Source organism: Streptomyces sp. NPDC031497, assembly GCF_055580905.1.
Map to the genome: position 1 here is coordinate 16,403 of NZ_JBVIKO010000021.1, position 19,889 is coordinate 36,291.

Consider the following 19,889-nt stretch of genomic DNA (forward strand, 5'->3'; position numbering starts at 1 on the left):
CATCTCACCTCTTCTTCTTGTTCGAGACGTGCTGCGGCCGATCCGGCAGGCCCTCATACGGTACCCGGCAGCCTTCCTCGTCCCGGTTGCGCGGATCCTTCATGCGTATCTCGAAGCTCTCCTCCCAGCTCGCCCCGCTGGTCTTCGCCGGATTGGCGGCCGACGGGTCCAGCCTCTCGACGCGTACCCGGTAGGAGGGGTCCTCTGCGCGGACCTCTCGGGCCGCGTCCAGGCGCCGGTTGTCGTAGCTGACCAGTTGACCGTTGCGTTCGATCACCTTCAGCGCGGTGCCCGGCCTGCTCCAGTCCCAGTCGCCGGACCGCATGGCCTCCGCGTGGTTGTTGGGCGAGACCGTCCGCTGGGAGAAGTTGATCTGGTTCGGATCGACCCAGTCGCCCTCATCGTCGGGCTCGGGCATGCACATGCCCTGGTCGGTCCCGTCGCCGTCACCCGCACCGGAACCGTCCGACGCCGTCTGGGGTCCGGTGGCTCCGTCGGGAAGGTCTGCGCCGCCTCTTGGCAGGCAGCTGCCCGGGGTGCCGCCGCTGCCGCACTGGCCACCGGCCGGGGCGCTGCCGTTGATCCGGGGGGCCGTCGGTTTGGCCGCCGCGTCCGTGTCCACCTTGACCGTGTGGTCGAGGTCGATCAGCGGCTGGGCGTCGATCTTCCAGGTGTGCTTGGTGGGACTGTTCCACCAGTTGTAGGCGGTGGTGCCGTTGTCGTAGTAGGTCCACTGACGGGTGGTGGTGTAGCTGTAGGAGTCGGTGCGGGTGTACAGGTAGGTGTCGTCGAACCACTTGGTGGTGGTCTGCCAGGAGGTCGTGGACGTCGTCGTCTTGGTGCCGGTGACGATCGGTTTGGTGGGATGCGGCGGCTGCTTGGTCGGGGTGTCGTCGGGCTTGGTGTCGTCGGCGGGTGAGACGACGTACGGATCGTCCGAGTAGTCGCCGAGGGACGTGGTGCCCGACGCGGCAGCCTGTCCGAGCAGGTACGTTCCCCCGACCACGACGGCCACGCCGGCGATGATCACGACCTCTTCGGGGATGCCGGCCACCACGACAACGCCCTCGACGACCTCCGGCGCCACATCGACCACGGCCCCCGCCGCCGCGCGGGTGATGGCTTCGGCGGCTTCGACGACGTCACTGCCGGTCACCGCTTTCAGCGGATTCAACAGGGTGCCCAGGCTGAAGCGTCCGGTGGGGTCGGAGAGGCTGGTCGGGTTGGCGTTTCCGTAGAGATACGCGTTGGCCGACGTGGCGGAGGTGAGGTGGGTCGCCTCCGGGTCGTGGGAGGCGAAGGTACCGGTGGTGGGGTCGTACCAACGGGCTTCGGCGGAGACCCGGCCGGTGGTGTCCGTCCAGCTGCCCTGGTAGCCGACGCTCGGCTGCGAACCGGACGTCTGGGCGGTCACGTTGCCGAAGGCGTCGTAGGCCCGCGAGGAGGAGACGTCGCCGAAGTCCAGGCCCAGTCCGGCCACCACGTCGCCGTGGCTGTCCTCCATCAGGCGCTGGGCGGAGTCGGTGCCCTTCTTCGCGGACAGCGGAGTGCCGTCCTGGGAGCGGGCGTAGGTCCAGGTGCCGTCGCTGCTCGGTTCTGCTTCGGTGCCGCCGTAGGTCAGGTGCTGGGCAGTGGTTCCGGTCGCGGCGGTCAGCAGCCGGTCGAGGCTGTCGTAGGAGTAGGTGTGCTGTCCGTCGCCGACCAGCCGGTCGAAGGAGTCGAAGACCGACGCCGTGTCGGTGGTGGTGCCGGCGGTGGTGGTGCTGGTTCTGGAGAGGGTATCGCGCGCGGTCCAGGTGTAGTGGGTGCTCGTGTCGCCGGGTCCGCTGGTGGAGGTGACACGGTTGCGTTCGTCGTAACTCGCCGTGGTCTTACCGGTGGTGGTGTCGGCGGTGCCGGTCCAGGAAGTGCCGGCCTTACGGTTGCCGACCGCGTCCCAGGTGTAGTCGGTGCCGGTCGGAGTGGATCCGGTGGCCGAGGCGAGGGTGGCTGAGCGGGTGAGCCGGTTGTCCTCGTCGTAGGTGTTGGTGGTGGTGCCGGCGGCGGTCAGATGACCGGAACGGGTGGTGGTGAGCAGGTTGCCGTTCTTGTCCCAGGTGTAGGCGAGCGAGCTCTGCTGGTCCTGGAACGGCTCGGCGGGGACCACGGTCTCGGATGTGAGCCGGCCGAGCGCGTCGTAGGTGAGGTTCCGTGTCGGGTAGGAGCCCTCGCCCGCGGCGGTGCCCGTGATCTGCTTCACCTGGCCGGCGGCGTCCCGGTGGTAGGAGACGGTGTCGCCGGTGACGCTGTCGCTGAGGCTGCCGACGTCCTCCAGGCCCGTGTAGCCGTAGGTGACGGTGGCACCGGGGTCCTGCTGCACACTGAGCCGACCGAGCGAGTCGTAGCGGTAACTGGAGCTGCCCTGCGGTCCGTTCGCGCTGACCAGCAGGTTCCGGTCGTCGTAGGAGTAGGTCTCGTCGGCGCCGGGCGCGCCGGCCGTGATCGTGCGCCCGTCGGCGTCGTAGGAGAAGGTGCGGCTCGCGGTCCCGCCCTCGGCGCCGTTGGCGGCCTCTGCGGTGACCCGGCTGAAGCCGTCGTAGGTGTAGGTGGTGGTGACGCCGCCCGGCTCGGTGACGGTCTTCGGGCGCTTGAAGTCGTCGTAGGTGTAGCTCGTGGTGCGGTCGGCCGTGCTGGTCTGGCCGGTGGTGGCGGGCTCGACCCTGGTCAGCGGCAGTCCGTTGGTGCCGTAGGTCTCGTAGGTCGTGTGCGCGTCGGCGTCGGTGACCCGGGTGGCGTCGCCGAGGACGTCGTAGCCGACGGTGGTTACCGGCGCGGCGGCCTTGGTCCCGTCGGCGGCGGTGGGCGCCGGGTCGGTCAGGGAGGTCAGCCGGTTCTCGGCGTCGTAGGCGGCCTGCCAGACGTTGCGGTTCGGGTCGGTGACGGCCGTGGCGTTGCCGGCAGCGTCCACCGTGTAGTCGGTACGGGCGAGTTCCGTGCCGTCCTTGTCGTGGTTGACGACGGCGCTCGGGCGGCCGGCCAGGTCGTACTCGGTCTCGGTGTACCGGCCCAGCGGGTCCGTCGTCCGGATCAGCCGGCCGGCCAGGTCGTACTTGTAGTTGGTGGTGTCCCGGCCCGTCTCGGACTGCGAGGCCAGCTCACCGGCCGCGTCGTAACCGTACTTGGCCTCGAAAGTGGTCCCGGAGATCGTCTGCCAGCTGCGCAGCAGTTCACCGAAGTCGTCGTAGCGGTACTGCGTGATGTCCTGGTCGGGCGTGGCGGTCCCGTTGCGGACGACCTCGTCCAGGGTCTGCGCGCGGTCCATGTCGTCGTAGGTGTGCAGGGTCTGCGCGCCGGTAGGGGTGACGCTGGACAGCAGGTTGGAGTTGTCGTCCCAGGCATAGGTGAAACCGCCGTAGGACAGGTTGGTGTTCCTGTCGTACGGGGTGGCGGTGTGGACGCGGTTGCGGGAGTCGTACGTGAACACCGTCCGGCCGGACCGCACGGTCTCGGTGAGTACGTTGCCCGCCCAGTCGTAGGTCCAGTTGCCGCTGTCGCCGTCCGGCTTGCTGCGCGACGCCAGGCCGCCCCGGGTGTTGTAGGCCATCGTGGTGGCGGCGCCCGCGGGGTTGCGGATCTGGGTGTTCTCGTCGAAGGCGTTGTAGGCGTAGGTGGTGACCGGGGAGGATTTCACGGCCGCCGCGCCGGTGCCGCTCTCGGTCATGACCGGCGGGTCCGTCTTCGTGGCCAGCCGTCCCATGGCGTCATAGGTGAAGGTCGTGGTGTACGCCGGGTCCGGTGCGGCGGTGGAGGTCAGGGACGCCACCCCGCGCGGGTCGGTGACGGTCAGCACCCGGCCGAAGGCGTCCCGGGTGTACTGGGTAACCAGGTCCTTGCCGGTGGCCAGGTGCACACCCGACTTCAGCAGTGCCCCGGTGGTGGTGTCGTAGACGTTGGCGGCCGACTCGGTGCGGGTCCCGTCAGTGGTCGAGGTGCCGGTGAGCAGCCCGGCGGGGTCGTAGCTGTAGGTGGTGGCCCGCTTCAGACCGGCCGGATCGACGGTGACCTTGGTGTTCTCGTTGGCCGCGTCGTACCCGTAGGTGGTGGTGCGGGCCGCGCTTCCGCTGCCCTGTGTGTCGCTGGTGAGGTTGCCGGCCAGGTCGTAGCCGTAGCTGTGGAGCAGGACGTCGCGGCTGGTCGCCGGGGTGTCGGGGTCGACGTGGGCGATGTAGGTCTGGGTGAGCGGCAGGTCGTCGTGGGTGTAGGTGTACGAGACGACGTGTCCCTTGGCGTCCCAGTAGTCGGACAGCCGGCCGGCGTTGTCGTAGTCGTACGCGCTCAGCCGCACGTTGCGGGTGGCCGCGCCGGAGACGCCGGGGGTGTCGGAGTACGCGGGCATGCCGACCGCGGAGAGCTGACCGCGCGAGTCGTACGTGTAGTGGGTCTGCACACCGTTGGCGTCCCAGGCGTCCGCGACATGGCCCGCGCCGTCGTAGAGCCGCCGGGAGAGCTGATGACCCTCCTGGACGGTGCCGGTCAGGCGGTCCTGGGCGTCGTAGGTGTAGGTCTGGACCCGGGCGTCGTCAGGATCGCCCTCCGCCACGAGGACGTCGTCGGACTTGACGGACGCGAGGTTGCCGTCCTCGTCGTAGGTCCGGGTCACCGCCGACTGGTCGTTCAGCCCGAGGATCGGGTTGTAGACGTAATCGCCCTGCTCCGCGGTCACGCGGCCGTGCGTGTCGTACGCGTAGGACGTGGTGTAGCCGGTGCCCCCCACGGTGGCGGACACCGTCCGGTACTTGACGGTTCCGAGCGGGTTGTAATAGCTGTTCACGACGCCGCCGGCCGGCGTCTGCTCCATGGTGCGGTCGCCGTAGCGGTCGTAGCCGTAGCGGGTGACATGCCCGTCCGGGTCGGTCACGGAGGCGAGCAGGCCGCACGGCTGGGTGCTGCCCGCCGGCGCGGCGGGATCGTTGACGACCGCGGGGGCCGTACCGCCGTCGCAGGTGTACGCGTAGGTCGTCTTCGCGCCGTTCGGGGCAGCGGCGGTGGGCGGTGTGGTGCGGCTGCGCAGCAGCTCACCGCTGTACGTCATCGTCGTGGCGTGGTGGTTGCCGTCCGCGACGGACAGCGGGTTGTGGTACGCCGTCGAGTCGTACTCGTAGTGGGTGTTGACGATCGTCCCGCCGGTGTCGCGGTAGCGGTTCTCGTCCTGGAGGCGGCCGCTGATCGAGTCCCACAGGTACTCGGTGATGTTGTCGTTCTCGTCCATCAGCGAGGCGACCCGGCCGAGGACGTCGTACTGCCAGCTCCTGGTGTTCCCGTGCGTCGGCGTGGTGCCGCCGCTCCAGCGCGCCCACAACCGGCCCAAGTCGTCGAACTCGTACCAGAGGTTGACGCCGGTCGGATCCGAGGTCTCCACCACCGCCGTGGCGTTGGTGTCGGCCGCCGGCGGGTCCATGCGGTGGTAGAACCAGGTGTCCCAGCCGCCGCTGACCAGGTCGGATGGGGTGCTGAGGGTGTAGAGGTAGTCGCCCTGGTAGGTGAGCTTGGTGGTGTTGCCCGTCTTGGGCTTGTCCACCTGGGTCAGCCGGGCGACGGTGTGGGCGGAGTCGGTGGCACCGTAGGTGTACGAGGTGCAGCGCGGGGTGGGTTCCGCGTCGCAGACCTTCTTCAACTGGTCGCCAGAGTACGTGTAGTTCCAGGTGTAGTAGCGGTCCGTCCCCGTGGCGTCGGAGCCGGCCGATACCGAGGTGATGTGGTTGCCGGTCCACGTCAGGTGGAGCGAGCGCTGTGACGGTGTCTGGCTGATCTCGGTGATGTGGCCGGCGGTGGAGGTGAACGTGAGTTTGCTGCCGTCCGGTGAGAAGTAGGCGGCGATGGGCGACTTGCCGGTGCTCCCGGCGAACTCCGCGGAGCTGCCGTCGGAGAAGCGCAGCCAGGTGACGGTGGTGCCGAGCGTTCCTTCGAACTTCACCGAGTCGCCCTCGCCGTACGAGGGCGCCCAGGTGCCGTCGGGGTTCTTGCCGAACTGGATCTGCTTGCCGTCCTTGAACGTCACCTTGGCCCACCCCTCCGCGGTGGGCTGGACCGCCATGTCCAGGAGCGACGACCAACCGGTGCCGAACGCGCCGGAGAAGGTGGAGGCGCTGTTGTACACCCGCTCCACCGCCAGCGGTTGTTCGCCGCTGGGCACCGGCAGGCTCAGGTCGGTCTCGTCCCGCGTGTAGTTGCCCGCGAAGAGACTGACGCCGGCCGGGTCCAGGCTCGCGGCGTCGACACCGTACTGCGCGCCGCCCGCGGCCGGCGTGACGACCGGGGTGAAGGAACTGATCTCGGACCAGGGGGCGGTCACCGAGTCCTTGACTCTGGCCCGCCAGTAGTAGGTGGTGTTCCACTTCAGGTATCCGGCGGGGACCCGCCAGACGGCGGCCGCGGCGAAGCTGTCCCCCATGGTGACGGTCTGCCAACCGGAGTCGTGGCAGCCGGTGCTGACCGCCTCGTCCTGGCACACCTGGAGCTGGGAGGAGACCGTCGCGGTCTTGTCCGCGGAGAGGTTGATCTCCAGCTCGGGCGTGAGGGTCGCGACGGTCGCGTTCTTCAGCGGGTAGACGAGCTTCGCGGTGGGCGCGGTGTGCGGGATGGTGAACGACAGGGTCGCGGAGGCGGGTACGCCGTGCGCGGTGAACCACTTGGTGTCGTCGCCCACGCTGCTGACCGCGACGTCCCAGGCCAGTTTGAAGGAACCGGCCGGGAGCGGCTCGACATAGGCGAGCACCCGGACGGAGGCGCCGACCTTCACCGTGGTGGTGATGTCGGCGCCGTAGCCGTTGAAGCTGTAGACGGAGTTGTCCGACTTGTACAGATGGTAGCCGAGGTAGACGCTGTGCGCGGCCCAGTTCGCCGTCGAGGTGTTCTTGACCGTCACCCACATGTAGCCGTCGACGTTGTGCGCGGGCTGCACGGCGAAGGGGGTCTCGGGCACATACGTGGCGCCGTAGATCGTGGTCGCGGCGGCGACCGCCCGACCGGGCGCGGGGTCGGCGGCCACGGCACCGTTCACCGCCGTGGCACCGGCCGCCTTGGCGGTCGGCGTCCCCCAGGTCGCCGCGCCGGGAGCCGACGCCGCGGACTCCGGGGCATCGGGCTTCGGATCCCCGGCAGGCGCGGAGGCATGGGGCAGCCGGTCCAGCGTCGGCCCCTTCGTCACCCGCTTCAGACCGGAAGGGTGCTTGGGCAGTAGATGTGCCGCGCGTAGTTCGGCGGTTTTCGACGCAGCCCTGCGCTCGGCGGCTGATGCGGGCGTCCGGCTGGGCGCGTGCGCGGCGTTACGTTCCTTCAGCCCCTCCTCGAACGAGGAAACCGCCTTGTGCCAGGCATCGTTCGCCTTTCCCCGACTCTGCGTCGGGCGGTCGGGGTCAGGACGCGGGGTCGCCGACACCCGCCCTGGCGGCAACGGATCGGAGAGCGTCGGAGACGCCGACGCGGTACCCGGATACAACCCCAGCAGACCGCCCAGCAGGGCGAGGACCACCGCGAAAATGACACGTGTACGGCCGACCGTCCGACGCACGGCTGCTTCCCCCCAGAACACGGTGATCCCGAACGCAGGGATCCAATCACCGCATGTCCATGTCCAGAGAGGTATTGATCGCCCACCAAGTGAACGGCTTTCGAACAACCGTCTAGAGGGTTCCGAGGATGGCCAGGCCCGAGCGACGGCAGCTCAATGGACGAGACCGGGACTCGAACATCCGGTCATGGCCGGAAGGTTGGGCGGCCCGAGAAAGCCGAGCCGCCCGACCTGGCTGGAGAAGATGTTCGGCAGGCGCGGGGTTGGGTGGCTGCCTCTGGTGAACCGCTTTAGCCTCGTGGTTCTGCGTTGGGAGGAGCGCGGTCAGCACGGCGACGGTCCCGGTGGCGTCGGCGCCCCGGACGATCAGCGAGGCCGGGTGGTCCGGTTCGGTTCCTCGAGCCGCCTGGCGGGGCGGGCCGGGGTGTCCTGGGCGAGGCTCACCCGTGGTGGTCCTTCCAGAACCGGGCGATCCATTCGGAGGTGGTCCGCAGCCCGCCGAACGTGTAGAAGTGGATCTTCACCTCGCCGTGGCGGACCGGGTCGTAGCCCTCGGCCAGGGCGTGCAGGAACCTGTCCGGTCCCGCGGTGCCCATCAGGTTGGTGAGGGAGAGGCCGTACTTCTTGGCGATGGCGGCGCTGGTGCCGACGCCGAACCGGGCCGCGTAGGCCATCAGGCGGCGTACGCCGGCCGGGCCGGGGACGCCGATGCGGACCGGGAGCGCGATGCCCTCGTCCCGGACCCGTTCGATCCAGGCGAGGACGGGATCGACGTCGAAGCCGAACTGCGTGATGACCCCGCCGTCCAGGCCCTGCGCGGCGAGCGCGGCGCTCTTGTCGCGGAGCGCGGACCACAGGACGTCCCCGGGTATGGCGGGGTGGCCCTCCGGGTAGCCGCTGATGCCGACGTGCCGGACGCCGTACTCCTGGAGCAGGCCGGACTCGATCAGGGAGAGGGAGTCCTCGTAGGGTCCCTCGGGGCTCGCCGGGTCGCCGCCGACGGCGAAGACGTTGTCGCCGGTGCCGTCGGTGCGCAGGCCGGTGAGGAACCGCTCGAAGTCGGCGCGGGAGCCGAGCCGCCGGGCGGAGACGTGCGGCACGGGCACGAAGCCGAGCCGCTTGACCGCGCGGGCCGCGTCCAGCCGCATCCGCAGGTCCTCGTTGCCGAGGAAGGTGACGTTGATACGGGTGCCCTGCGGGATGGTGTCGCGGGCCTCCTCCAGCCTGGGGACGTCCTTGCCGGTCATCTCCAGGGAGTAGTCCTCCAGCAGTGCGGTGCTCACCGCCGCCGAGGCCGTGTCGAGGGTCGTCATCGTGCTCCTTGCCGGACGTGGAACTCCGATTTTCGAACATCGAGAGCCGGGGGTTGCATCCGGGACTCCCTCTCAGGCGTCGCGGCGGTACCGGGTGCGGGCGTGCCGGTCGAAGGGGCTCGGCTGCACCGTGGCCCGGATGCGCGGGAAGCCCAGGTCGGCGCCGGGGTCGGTGCCGGGGCCGGGGTGCTCGCCCCAGACGATGCTCACCTCGGTGCCGGGCACGGCGTGCGCGGGGTCGATCAGGGTCTGGGCCAGCACGGTGCCGACCGGGTCGATCGACGCGGACTGCATGGTCACGCCGACCAGGCCGGCGCCGTTCTCCACCCGGTGGCGGGCGTAGCTGAGCACGAACCCTGGGTCGGTGCCGTCGCCGAGCACCCGGTGCACGTCGCCCGGGTCGAGCACCAGGGTGACCTTCTTGCGGAGTTCCCCGCCCTTCGCCTTCAGCAGGGCGTCCCGGCCCAGGAAGTCGTGGCCGAAGTGGATCATCTTTCCGTAGCCGAGTTCGTAGGGTGAGACGTAGTAGTCCTCGATGTCGGGCGAGAACCAGCTGCCGCCCAGCGGCCGCCGGCCCTCGATGCCGAACAGCGGCAGGTACCGTCGGTATTCCGCCAGCTCGGGGTCGGTGTAGATGCCCGGCACCGGGGAGGGGATCCAGCCGCTCTCCACGCTCGGGGTGGTGTACGCCAGGGCGCCGACCCGGACCAGCCCGAGCGGCTCACCGGCTTTGAGGAAGGCCTCGTGGACAGGGGCCGCGTGCTCCCAGGGGCCGACGAACTCGAAACCGGCCTGGCCCGCCATGCCGTGGCGCAGCGCCTTGAAGATGCGGCCGTCCAGGGTGACCGGGGTGGAGTGGAAGAACCTGGTCTCGCGGAGCGGCCCGCCGAAGACGCGTGCCACCACCTCCAGTGCCAGCGGTCCCTGGATCTGGTAGCGGAAGAGCCTCGGGTCTCCCCCACCGGGCCGGAAGGCGCTGGAGGGGTCGGTGACGAAGGCGACGTCGTAGCCGCCCCGCTCGGCGTGGTACCGCACCCAGTGCTGCGCAGCGGGGATGCCGCTGAGCAGGTAGCGGTTCCCGTCCTCGCGCAGCAGGATCCCGTCGGTGACGATGTGGCCGGCGCGGGTCACCGGCACGTACTGCTTGGCCTGGCCGATCGCGAACCGCTCGAAGTTGTTGGCGCCGTGCTCGGCCAGCAGCCGGGTGGCGTCCGGGCCCTCGATCCACAGGTCGTACATGTGGTGCGACAGATCGAGCAGCGCGACACCCTCGTGCCAGGCCGCCTGCTCCTGCCGCCAGCCCGTGTACTCACGCGCGACCACCTCGGGCGTCCACGGCTCGGCACCGGGCTTCCACAGCAGGGCGACGGGCGAACCGGCCTTGTCGATGCCGTCCTGGAGGCTGGGAACGGTCATGCGGCTCCTTCCCTTTGCTTAATCGATCTAGTACACCGACCCAGTACTTAAACGTTCTAGCTCGGACGCTAACAGCGCCGCTCCCGGCTTGGCGAGCGTCGGGATCCGCACCCTTTGCTTGCGTACGGGGCAGTCCCCGGGCCCCGCGGTCACTGGCGCGTCGACCCCGTGGGCGCGTCGACCCCGTGCGGTCACACGGCCGGCGTCCATGGCTGGATCTCGGTCCGCATGATCGGCGAGGAGGCGGAGATCCGCGGCCGGGAGGTCGGGCCGGCCCCAGGGGAGGCGAACGGCGGATCCGGCAACCCGGCGATGGAACGGCACGCGCAGACCACCCTCCGCGCCACCGTCTCCCGCCGTCCTTCCACCGGGGGCAAGCGCCGACTGTTCGCCCGGCCGTACGAGCCACCGGATGCAGGAGATCCGGCCGTGGTACGTGCGTTGACCACCGATGGTTTTGATTGAGCTTTGTACCACTTCACTGGAAACCGCTTCCCAGAAACACCGGCCGGAACCGATCGCCGGGTGTTAGAACTTGGCCACAGAACGTCGGGCTGTAACAGCCCTGCACACCCTCCCTGTTGTGAAGTGGATCGACCTTGCCCAAGTTCAGACCCCTGACCGGCAACTGGCGCGTCGCAAGGCGCCTCCAGGCCATTCTGCTCATCCCCGTGCTCGTCGCACTCGGTCTCGGCGGTGTCCGGGTGAAGAACTCCGTCGACACCCTGCGGGACGCCGACGACGCCGTGCGGGTGGCGGAGTTGGTGCAGGCGGCGAACGCCTACGCCAGTGACGCGATCAACGAACGGGACGTTTCGGTCATCCCGCTGCTGGAGGGCGAGCGGAACGCGCCGGCGGTGGTGGCGGCGCGCAAGGTGACCGACGCGGACGCCGAGGCGTTCGACCGGGCGGTGGCCCGCGCGCCCAGGACCGCGGGGCTCACCAGGCGGATCGAGCTGGTCCGGGCGGGCGAGAAGCAGCTTCCGGTGGTACGGGCCAACGCGTTCACGGGCCGGCTGACGGGGGTCCAGACCGAGGAGAGCTATCACGCCGTCCAGCACCCGCTGATGGAGCTCTCCAACGAACTGGGCTTCGGCAGCAACAACCAGGCGAGCTTCGGACGCACCCTCTACGCCATCTCCCTGACCCAGGCGGCCGAGTCCCTGATCCGTTCCATCGGCACGCATCTGCTGGTCGAGGACCGCACCGCCCTCGCGGAGGGCGAACTCCCCACCCAGCTCGGCTCGTTCAGCTCGTACGCCTATCTGGAGCAGGTGGCTCTCCAGGAGTACGCGGGCGCCGGTACCGCGCAGGACATGACCCGGCTGCGGGCGGCGTTCGCGGACGCGGAGAAGAAGGGCGCGGAGCAGACCGCGAAGGCGGCCGAGGAGGCCAAGGCGGCCGGGCGGCCGTTCGTGGCACCGCCGGAGCTGGCCAAGATGATCAGTGAGATCGCCACCGGGAAGCCGCCCGAGCAGCTGGCCGCCGAGGGCATCACACCCGAGTCGTTCTTCGCCGCGTCCACCCTCGCCTTCGACGCCTGCCGGGGCATCGAGGTCCACCTCACCGACACGGCGCTCGCCGACGCCCGGAGCGTCGCCGCCGAGGCGAGGCGGGACGCGATCACCAACGGCTCGCTCGCGCTCGGCGCCGTCCTCGCGGCGCTGCTGCTCGCGGCCTGGGTGGCCCGTTCGATGAGCCGGGGCATGCGTCTGCTGAGCGCCTCGGCGATGGAGATCGCGGAGCAGCGGCTGCCTGCGGTGATCACCCAGCTGTCCCGGGCCGTGCCCGGCGAGGTGGACACCAAGGTCACGCCGATCCCGATCACCACCACGGACGAGATCGGCGAGGTGGCCCGGGCCTTCGACCTCGTGCACCGGGAGGCGGTCCGGCTCGCCGCCGAACAGGCCCTGCTGCGCGGCAACATCAACACGGTCTTCACCAACCTCTCCAGCCGCAACCAGTCGCTGGTCGAGCGTCAGCTGGCCCTGATCACCGATCTGGAGGGCCGTGAGGCCGACCCCGAGCAGCTGGCCAACCTGTTCAGGCTGGACCACCTGGCCACGCGGGTGCGGCGCAACGGCGAGAACCTCCTGGTGCTCGGCGGTGAGCGGCCCACCCAGCAGTGGGACCACCCGCTCCCCCTGGTGGACGTCATCCGCGCGGCGGCCTCCGAGGTGGAGCAGTACGAGCGGATCGAACTGTCGGGCATCCCGGAGACCCAGATCCACGGCCGGGCCGTCACCGACCTCGTGCATCTGCTGGCGGAGCTTCTGGAGAACGCCACCGCGTTCTCCTCGCCGCGGTCCACGGTCCGCGTCACGGCGACCCGGCTGCCCGACACCCAGACCATGATCGAGATCCATGACCGGGGCATCGGCCTGATGCCCGAGGACTTCGCGCTGATCAACCACAAGCTGGCGAACCCGCCGACCGTCGACGCCGGCGTCTACCAGCACATGGGCCTGTTCGTGGTCGGCAGGCTGGCCGACCTGCACGGTGTCCGGGTCCAGCTGCGGCCGGCCGCCACGGAGTCCGGTACGACCTCGCTGGTGATGCTCCCGGGCACCGTCCTGTGGCGCGACGGCGCGGAGTCCGACGCCGACACCCTGGCCCTGGCCGCGGTCAAGGCGCGCGCCAGGCCCGGCCTGGACATCGAGGCGCTGCTCGCCGAGGGGTCCACCGACCCGTTCGGCGCACACGAGGCGTGGGACGACGGCATCCCGCCCCCGGCCCCGGCCCCGGCCCCGGCGTCCGAGCCTGTGGCCCCGTCCGGGGTTCCCGCGCCGTCCGGCCGGTCCCGCCGTGCCCCGAGGCGCACCCGGCGCACCGCCAAGGACGGCTGAGCCCCGGGAGCCGGGTCAGGGCGGCGTCGTCCGCAGGGCCCGCACCACCGCCCAGACGACGGAGATGAACGGCACGGCCACGACGGCGCCGATCACCCCCGCGACGATGCTGCCCGCGATGACGGAGACGGCGACGACGAGGGGGTGCAGGCGCACCGCCCAGCTCATCACCAGGGGGTGCAGCACATGTCCCTCCAGCTGGCCGATGACGACGATGAGGACGAGGACGCCCACGGCGGTGAGCGGCCCGCGCCCGGCCAGCGCGACCACGGTGGCGACGCCCAGTGCGACCGGTGAGCCGACCAGCGGGACGAACGCGGCGAAGAACTCCAGCAGGGTGAGCGGCAGCGCGAGCGGCACCCGCAGCACCAGCAGGGCGATGCCGACGAGTACGGCGTTGGTGGCGGCCACGATGATGATGCCCCGGGTGTACCCGGCGAACGTCCGCCAGGCGGCGTGCCCGGCCCGGTCCCATGCGTTCCGGGCGCCGTCGGGCAGCAGCTCGCGGCTTGTCCAGGTCCACAGCCGATCGCCGGAGTTGATGAAGAAGACGGAGGCGAAGAGCGCGAGCGCGCCCCCGGTGATCACTTCGACGAGTGTGCCGAAGCCGCTGAGCGCCCTGCTGACCAGGTTGGAGCGGTGGGCCTGGATGTAGTTCACGATCTGCTGCTGGAGATGCGACAGGGCGCCGGGGCCGAGCCGGAAGGGCGGGCGCTGGAGCCAGACCTCGATGCGGTGGATGCCACCGCGGAACTCCTCGGCCAGCGTCGCCGACTCCTGGGCGACCGCGTTGCCGACCAGCGCCAGCAGCCCCAGGAACACGCAGATGCTGCCGACCAGGCTCACGGCCACCGACAGGGGTCTGGGCAGCCAGCGGCTCAGCAGGTCGGTGAACGGGCGCAGCACCGAGGTGATGACCAGGCCCAGGAACAGGGCGACGGCGATCAGCTGGAAGCGGCCCAGGACGATGAAGACGCCGTAGACGACGATGCCGAGCACGATGAGCCGCCAGGCGTACGCGGCGGCGATCCGCAGGGCGGGGACGACGAGCGGGCTGACGGAGGCGGAGGCACGCGGATCGCGGGCGCGCTTGGGGATCCACGCCGCGCGGGCGGACCTGGCGCCCCGCGTCGTGCCCCGTGCCGGGCGCGCCCGGCCCCGCCCGGCCGCCGGTCCGCCCGAACCCGCCACCGCGCCTCCCGTTGCCGGCCTCCGTCACCTCGGGTGCGCGTCAGGGCACCTCTAGTGCACGTTAGGGGCAATGCGGGCGGCGGGCGGGGTGTGCTGGGCCAAGGGGGTCAGTGTGCCGCCGTTGCGGTGACGGCCGTACGGGCGGCTCGTTCGACCAGTTTCACGCCGTCCGGCATGGACGCGTTGCCGTTGGAGAGGACCGCGACGAGGTAGTGGTGGCCGCCGGCCGTGACGCGTCCGACGCTGTTGATGTCCCACAGGTCGGTGGTGGTGCGCATGAGCCAGCCGTTCTTCAGCGCCCATCCGGAGTCGGCGGCGGCCGAGACGCCCCAGGACTGGTCGGCGGCGATCTCGGTCATCAGGGTGCCGATACGGCTTCGGGACGCCGTGTCGAGCGGTGTGGGGCCGGAGCCGAAGACCGCGCGCAGCAGTCGTATCTGGTCGCCTGCCGTGGTCCGGGTGAGCCCCCAGCGGCCGCCGGGGCCGGGCGTGGTGGAGGTCAGGCCGAGTCGCTTGTTCGCCGACGCCAGGCCGGGGGCTCCGCCGATGGAGTGCCACAGGGCGTTGGCCGCGTCGTTGTCGCTGTCGCGGATCATCAGCTGCGCCAGAGCGCTCTCCCGCGCGGTGAGGGCGCGCCGGTGGTCACGCGCATGGAGCAGCAGCGAGGCGAGAATGTCGACCTTGACGATGCTCGCGGTGTCGTACGGCGTGTCGTCGCCGTAGACCACGGGTTCCCGGCCGCTGCCGTCCAGGTCGAGGACGGCAGCGGTCACGCGTGCCTCGGCAGGTGCCTGCACGGCCGTACGGAACGTGGCGGTGGAACCGGAGGCGGCATCGGCCGCCAGGGCCGCCGGTGCGGCGCCGGCCAGAAGGGTCACCACTGTGGCCACGACGGCGAGGGGGCGGTTGAGCATGCGGGGCCTCGGCAGTTCAGGTCGGAGGGACACAGAACTGCGAACATAGACAAAATGCCCGGTCGGCGACGTGACCACCGCCACGAAAAGGGCGTTTCCGGGCACATTGTGAGCAGAGCAACAAGGCCGCAGGCGAGGCGGGCGTTCCGGGGGGCGGAACAGAGATTCCGCAGGCCTCATCCGGGCCTTTCCGGGGGAAGAATGTGACCAGAGTGACGGACCGACCCCTGGGAGGTGCCATGAGCACATCGGCGGAACCGCGGGTGAGCGGTCTGGAGGTCCGGTCCATCGACTATGTGCCGCTGGACGAGCGGCACGGCAAGCTGTGGCATCTGGGTCCGCTGTGGTTCATGTCGAACGCGCAGATCGCCACCCTGGCCGTGGGGCTGATCAGCATCACGGAGGGCGGCAATCTGATCTGGTCGCTCCTTGCGATCGTCGCGGGCACCGTGATCGGCACCTTCTTCATGGCCTTCCACTCGGCGCAGGGACCGCAGCTGGGGCTGCCGCAGATGATCCAGTCGCGGCCCCAGTTCGGCTATGTCGGGGCGCTGCTGGTGTGGCTGTTCGCGTACGTGCAGTACGCGGGGTTCAACGTGTTCAACACCAGCCTGGCCGGTGAGGCGCTGGACTCCACGATCCACGGCGGCGTGAAGCTGTGGGTGATCGTGGTCACCGCGGTCGCGTTCGTCATCGCGCTGGTGGGCTACGACATCATCCACAAGGCCGAACGGTTCCTGACCTACGCCTTCCTCGTCATCTTCGGCATCTTCACCGTCGGTGTCCTGGTCACCCTGCACTACCCGGCGGGCTCCTTCGATCTCGGCGCCTTCAAGTGGACGCCGTTCCTGGCCCAGTTCGGCGTGGTCGCCGGATACCAGATCAGCTGGGCCATCTACGTCTCGGACTACTCCCGCTATCTGCCGCCGGACGTGACGGTCCGCAAGACGTTCTACTGGACCTACTTCGGCTCGGCGCTCGGCGGTATCTGGCTGATGGTGCTCGGGACGCTGCTGGCCGCCTGGGCGGGCGACAGCTTCGACACGATCCCCTCGATCAACGCCGCCGGCGACAAGGTCTTCGACGGCTTCGGCGCGATCGTGCTGCTGTTCGCCGCCCTGGGCCTGATCTCCGTCACCGCGCTGAACATGTACGGCGGTTCACTGACGCTGATCAGCGCCATCGACTCGTTCAAGCGGGTGCGGCCGACGCTCGGCGTGCGTCTGATCACCATCGGCGTGACCGCGGCGCTCTCCCTGGTCGGCGCGCTGGCGGCGACCTCGAACTTCCTGACGAACTTCAACAACTTCCTGCTGCTGGTGCTCTACCTGTTCATCCCGTGGACCTCGGTGAACCTGATGGACTACTACGTGGTGCGCCGCGGCCACTACGCGATCGCCGAGATCTTCAAGCCGAACGGCATCTACGGCCGTTGGGGCTGGCAGGGGATCATCTCCTACCTGGTCGGGTTCGCGGTCATGATCCCGTTCTTCTCCGTGGGCACGCTCTTCGTCGGCCCCGCCGCCAAGGCCCTCGACGGCGCCGACATCTCGCTGTTCGTCGGGCTGCCGGTCTCGGCGCTGCTGTACTGGTGGCTGACCCGCTCGATCGACGTCGAGGCGGAGATCCGCATCGCCGAGGCGGAGGCCGCGGCCCTGGAACAGGCGGCGCACGAGCATCGGGAGCCCTTCTAGCCGGTAGGCGTCACAGCCGGCAGCTGATCTCCATGCCGTCCTCGACCGGGAAACCGACGCTGCGGTAGCCGTTCGCCGGGTCGCGGACGTAGTCGAGGTAGGGCCGCATGCTCGCGAAGCTGGAGTCGTCGCCGACGACGAGCGTGCCGGGGGCGAGGCGCGGGTCCAGCAGTTTCAGCACGGGCAGGCAGAGGTCCTTCCAGCCGTCGAGGAGCACGAAGTCGGCGGGCGGACGGCGCGGACCAGGCTGTAGAGGAGGTCACCGCCGGCGGCCGAGACCGGCAGGTAGATCTCCGCGGCCGCGTCGGCGTGTTCCTGGGGAGACATCGACTCCGACCCGGCCCCCCAGTCGACCCGTTGCGCGACCACGTCGTCCTGCTCGGCCCGCGCGAACATCCGGCGCAGGGCGTCCTCGACCCGGGGGTCGGCGAGTGAGGGACGCCTTCCTCCAGGACACGGACGACGATCTGATCCCGCCCGACTCCGGGGACTTCGTGGCCGATCTGCGGGACTGGTTGCGCCGGCTCGCCGGGTTTCTCGGCGAGTCCGATTCCGGCGCCGTCTTCCGGGCGCTGCTCGCGCAGGCCCAGCATGATCCGGCATTCGCCGGGGAGTTCAGGTCGCGTTGCCTCGACCCGCAGCGCCGGCGCGATCGCGCTCTGCTGGAACGGGCCGTGACGGCGGGCCGGTTGCCCGCCGGGCTCGACCTGGAGACCGAGACGGACCAGTTGGTGGGCCCGCTCTACTACCGGGCGCTGGTGTCGGCCGGGCCGGTCGGCGAGGAGTTCACCGACGCCCTTGCCGACGCGTTCCTGCTGCGGCACGGCGGGCCGGCATCGGCCCGCTGAGTCACCGCCGCGCTCAGTACGCGGAGTTGACGTTGTCGATCGAGCCGTAGCGGTGGGCGGCGTAGTTGGCGGCCGCGGTGATGTTGGCCACCGGGTCGGTGACGCTCTTCGCGGTGCCGTTGACGTGGTAAGCGTTGAAGGTGGGGTCGATCACCTGGAGCAGACCCTTGGAAGGGGTGCCCTTCTGCGCGTTGACGTCCCAGTTGTTCTGGGCGGAGGGGTTGCCGCCGGACTCGCGCATGATGTTGCGCTTGAGGCCGTCGTAGCTGCCCGGAATGCCCTTGGACTTCATGATCTGCAGGGACTGCTTGATCCAGCCGTCGAGGTTGTTCGAGTAGCCGGACTTCCGGCTGTCGTTGCTGGAGGCCGTGACCGCTGTGGAGGTGTGCGCCTGCGTCGCTTCGGCGGCCTGCGCGGTCGTCGGCATCAGGGTGAGGGCGGCCGCCGCGGCACCGGTGGTGGCGAGGCCGGTGAGGCCGATGGTGCGGAGGCGAGCGATGCGGGTGCGAGTGGTCATGGTCATGTGAGCGAATCTCCGGTGGGGACGGCGTCGGCGCCGCCGCTGTGTGCGGCGGCGTGGGGCGGAGCCCCGTACAACCGGCGGGAGTGGACGGACTTGGCGGGGATCCGCTCGGTCCATCGCCTGTCTCCCGGCGACGACAGCAATGGTTAGCGGTGGCCGGAGCAGGACGCAATGATGTGACGTACTACGTAACTTCGTATAAACCGGCGAAATGCACCTTTTGATGCGGCTTGCATGGTGTTCAGGGCGTTTCCCGTCTACTACCCCCGATAGGATGTGATCTGGCTCCTATGGGTGGCGTCACGCCTCCGGGGCCCTTCGGACGGCGAAAACCGAGTGGTCCGCCATGATCCCGAGGGGTCCCGGCGAGGTCGTTCCGCAGCTCGCGTACAGCCCGCCGGGAGAGCATCGGGGGCATGTCCGACACCCCCACACTCGCGGCCGACGCGATCCGTGTGCTGATCGTCGACGACGAACCCGAGCTGACCGAGCTGCTCTCGGTGGCGGTCACCGCGGCGGGCTGGCGGCCGTTCGTGGCGCGGGACGGGTACGGCGCCCTGCGCACCGCCCGCACGCCGTCGTGCTGGACGGCATGCTGCCCGACCTGGACGGGATCCAGGTGCTGCGCCGGCTGCGGTACGAGAACGCCAGGCTGCCCGTGCTCATGCTGACCGCCCGGGACGCCGTGGAGTACCGGCTCGACGGACTGTCCTCCGGTGCCGACGACTATGTGACCAAGCCCTTCTCCCTGGAGGAGGTGATGCTCCGGCTGCGCGGGCTGCTGCGCCGCTCCGGGGCGGGCGAGGTCGCCGAGGAGGAAGGGGTGCGGGTCGTCGGCGACCTGGTGCTCGGCGAGAAGACCCGCGAGGTGCGCCGGGGCGGTACGCCGATCTCGCTCACCGCGAAGGAGTTCGACCTGCTGCGGTTCCTGATGAGCCACCCCGCCAGGTGCTCAGCAAGACGCAGATCCTCGACCACGTGTGGAACAGCTCGTTCGACGGCGGCGGGAATCTGATGGAGGTGGATGTCTACGGCCTGCGGGCGAAGATCGACAGAGAGCGCAGGCCGATGATCCATACCGTGCGGGGCGCCGGATACGTCCTCAGACCGGCGGACGACGAGGCATGACGGCGGTCCGCCGCGCTCTGGCTCATCTCCGCGGGCGCTCGCTGCGGGCCCGTATGGTCCTCGTCCACGCCGTCACCCTGGCCGTCGTCTGCACGGCGATGGCCGTCGCCACCGTGCTCGTCCAGCGCTGGTACCTGATCCGGGACCTGGACCAGCGGGTGACCGACTCGGCCGAGCACAGCCAGGGCGGCCGGGAGCACGGGCCGCCCGGCGCGAGCCTCGGTTTCCTGAACGAACGGGGTCAGCACACCGGCACCCTGGCCGCCCTCGTCGAAGGGGGCCGGATCACCGCGGCCGAGGTGGTGACCGACGAGGGCCCGCGCACCCTCACCACCGTTGAGCGCGCCGCCCTCGGCGGCCTCCCCGCGGACGGGACCCTGCACACCCGGACCATCCCCGGCCTGGGCGCCTACCGGCTGACCGCCGTCGCCGAGACCTGGGCACGGCCCTGCTGGAGGCCGCGCTGA

The 19,889-nt window shown here is 70.1% G+C and carries 13 protein-coding genes and 1 pseudogene; 6 read left to right on the plus strand and 8 right to left on the minus strand.

Annotated elements, in window-relative coordinates:
* Window positions 1-4: 4 nt before the first annotated feature.
* From ACZ5K7_RS34625 to ACZ5K7_RS34635, 3 genes are all read right to left on the minus strand, one after another.
* Window positions 5-7,186 carry an RHS repeat-associated core domain-containing protein gene (locus ACZ5K7_RS34625; protein ID WP_468919786.1) on the minus strand — a complete coding sequence of 2,394 codons (7,182 nt, stop codon included), beginning with the start codon at window positions 7,184-7,186 and terminating at the stop codon, window positions 5-7.
* 803 nt (window positions 7,187-7,989) lie between these two features.
* Window positions 7,990-8,862, minus strand: coding sequence for a methylenetetrahydrofolate reductase (locus ACZ5K7_RS34630; RefSeq protein ID WP_468919789.1), 873 nt, complete (start codon window positions 8,860-8,862; stop codon window positions 7,990-7,992).
* Between the two features lie 72 nt (window positions 8,863-8,934).
* The gene (locus ACZ5K7_RS34635) at window positions 8,935-10,278 is read right to left on the minus strand and encodes an aminomethyl transferase family protein (protein WP_468919792.1); all 1,344 of its coding nucleotides are present in this window, start codon (window positions 10,276-10,278) and stop codon (window positions 8,935-8,937) included.
* A gap of 228 nt (window positions 10,279-10,506) precedes the next feature.
* On the opposite strand from ACZ5K7_RS34635, the gene ACZ5K7_RS34640 reads away from it, so the two are divergent.
* Both ACZ5K7_RS34640 and ACZ5K7_RS34645 read left to right on the plus strand, forming a co-directional pair.
* Complete coding sequence (locus ACZ5K7_RS34640) at window positions 10,507-10,743, plus strand: hypothetical protein (protein ID WP_468919795.1); 237 nt, start codon at window positions 10,507-10,509, stop codon at window positions 10,741-10,743.
* A 134-nt stretch (window positions 10,744-10,877) separates the two neighbouring features.
* Window positions 10,878-13,124 (plus strand): sensor histidine kinase, encoded by a 2,247-nt coding sequence (locus tag ACZ5K7_RS34645; protein WP_468919797.1) that lies wholly within the window; start codon window positions 10,878-10,880, stop codon window positions 13,122-13,124.
* Window positions 13,125-13,139: 15 nt separating this feature from the next.
* On the opposite strand, the gene ACZ5K7_RS34650 is transcribed toward ACZ5K7_RS34645, so the two are convergent.
* Together ACZ5K7_RS34650 and ACZ5K7_RS34655 are read right to left on the minus strand one after the other, a co-directional pair.
* Window positions 13,140-14,315 (minus strand): AI-2E family transporter, encoded by a 1,176-nt coding sequence (locus tag ACZ5K7_RS34650; RefSeq protein ID WP_468919800.1) that lies wholly within the window; start codon window positions 14,313-14,315, stop codon window positions 13,140-13,142.
* 107 nt (window positions 14,316-14,422) lie between these two features.
* Window positions 14,423-15,229, minus strand: coding sequence for a serine hydrolase (locus tag ACZ5K7_RS34655; RefSeq protein ID WP_468919803.1), 807 nt, complete (start codon window positions 15,227-15,229; stop codon window positions 14,423-14,425).
* A 239-nt stretch (window positions 15,230-15,468) separates the two neighbouring features.
* On the opposite strand from ACZ5K7_RS34655, the gene ACZ5K7_RS34660 reads away from it, so the two are divergent.
* Window positions 15,469-16,923, plus strand: coding sequence for a purine-cytosine permease family protein (locus ACZ5K7_RS34660; RefSeq protein ID WP_468919806.1), 1,455 nt, complete (start codon window positions 15,469-15,471; stop codon window positions 16,921-16,923).
* 10 nt (window positions 16,924-16,933) lie between these two features.
* Here the strand turns inward: ACZ5K7_RS34660 and ACZ5K7_RS34665 are convergent, their stop codons facing one another.
* Together ACZ5K7_RS34665 and ACZ5K7_RS34670 are read right to left on the minus strand one after the other, a co-directional pair.
* The gene (locus ACZ5K7_RS34665; RefSeq protein WP_468919809.1) at window positions 16,934-17,104 is read right to left on the minus strand and encodes a methyltransferase; all 171 of its coding nucleotides are present in this window, start codon (window positions 17,102-17,104) and stop codon (window positions 16,934-16,936) included.
* Window positions 17,098-17,319: a hypothetical protein gene (locus ACZ5K7_RS34670; RefSeq protein WP_468919811.1), complete on the minus strand. Its 222-nt coding sequence runs from the start codon at window positions 17,317-17,319 to the stop codon at window positions 17,098-17,100. Before ACZ5K7_RS34670 ends, ACZ5K7_RS34665 begins: the two co-directional genes overlap by 7 nt.
* Window positions 17,320-17,354: 35 nt before the next feature.
* Between ACZ5K7_RS34670 and ACZ5K7_RS34675 the strand changes: the two genes are divergently transcribed.
* The gene (locus ACZ5K7_RS34675; protein WP_468919814.1) at window positions 17,355-17,771 is read left to right on the plus strand and encodes a TetR-like C-terminal domain-containing protein; all 417 of its coding nucleotides are present in this window, start codon (window positions 17,355-17,357) and stop codon (window positions 17,769-17,771) included.
* A 13-nt stretch (window positions 17,772-17,784) separates the two neighbouring features.
* Here ACZ5K7_RS34675 and ACZ5K7_RS34680 read toward each other — a convergent pair whose 3' ends face one another.
* Window positions 17,785-18,288, minus strand: a complete 504-nt coding sequence (locus ACZ5K7_RS34680; RefSeq protein WP_450972754.1) for a transglycosylase SLT domain-containing protein — start codon at window positions 18,286-18,288, stop codon at window positions 17,785-17,787.
* 422 nt (window positions 18,289-18,710) lie between these two features.
* Here ACZ5K7_RS34680 and ACZ5K7_RS34685 point away from each other — a divergent pair.
* Window positions 18,711-19,422: pseudogene (locus tag ACZ5K7_RS34685) on the plus strand (response regulator transcription factor).
* The gene (locus ACZ5K7_RS34690; protein ID WP_468919817.1) at window positions 19,419-19,889 is read left to right on the plus strand and encodes a hypothetical protein; all 471 of its coding nucleotides are present in this window, start codon (window positions 19,419-19,421) and stop codon (window positions 19,887-19,889) included. Before ACZ5K7_RS34685 ends, ACZ5K7_RS34690 begins: the two are co-directional and overlap by 4 nt.

Excerpts from the sequence above, each read along its gene's own strand:
- ACZ5K7_RS34630 (WP_468919789.1), bottom strand. The coding sequence starts at position 8,862 with ATGACGACCCTCGACACGGCCTCGGCGGCGGTGAGCACCGCACTGCTG.
- ACZ5K7_RS34635 (WP_468919792.1), bottom strand. The coding sequence starts at position 10,278 with ATGACCGTTCCCAGCCTCCAGGACGGCATCGACAAGGCCGGTTCGCCC.
- ACZ5K7_RS34640 (WP_468919795.1), top strand. The coding sequence starts at position 10,507 with ATGATCGGCGAGGAGGCGGAGATCCGCGGCCGGGAGGTCGGGCCGGCC.
- ACZ5K7_RS34655 (WP_468919803.1), bottom strand. The coding sequence starts at position 15,229 with ATGCTCAACCGCCCCCTCGCCGTCGTGGCCACAGTGGTGACCCTTCTG.
- ACZ5K7_RS34660 (WP_468919806.1), top strand. The coding sequence starts at position 15,469 with ATGAGCACATCGGCGGAACCGCGGGTGAGCGGTCTGGAGGTCCGGTCC.
- ACZ5K7_RS34670 (WP_468919811.1), bottom strand. The coding sequence starts at position 17,319 with ATGTTCGCGCGGGCCGAGCAGGACGACGTGGTCGCGCAACGGGTCGAC.
- ACZ5K7_RS34680 (WP_450972754.1), bottom strand. The coding sequence starts at position 18,288 with ATGACCACTCGCACCCGCATCGCTCGCCTCCGCACCATCGGCCTCACC.
- ACZ5K7_RS34690 (WP_468919817.1), top strand. The coding sequence starts at position 19,419 with ATGACGGCGGTCCGCCGCGCTCTGGCTCATCTCCGCGGGCGCTCGCTG.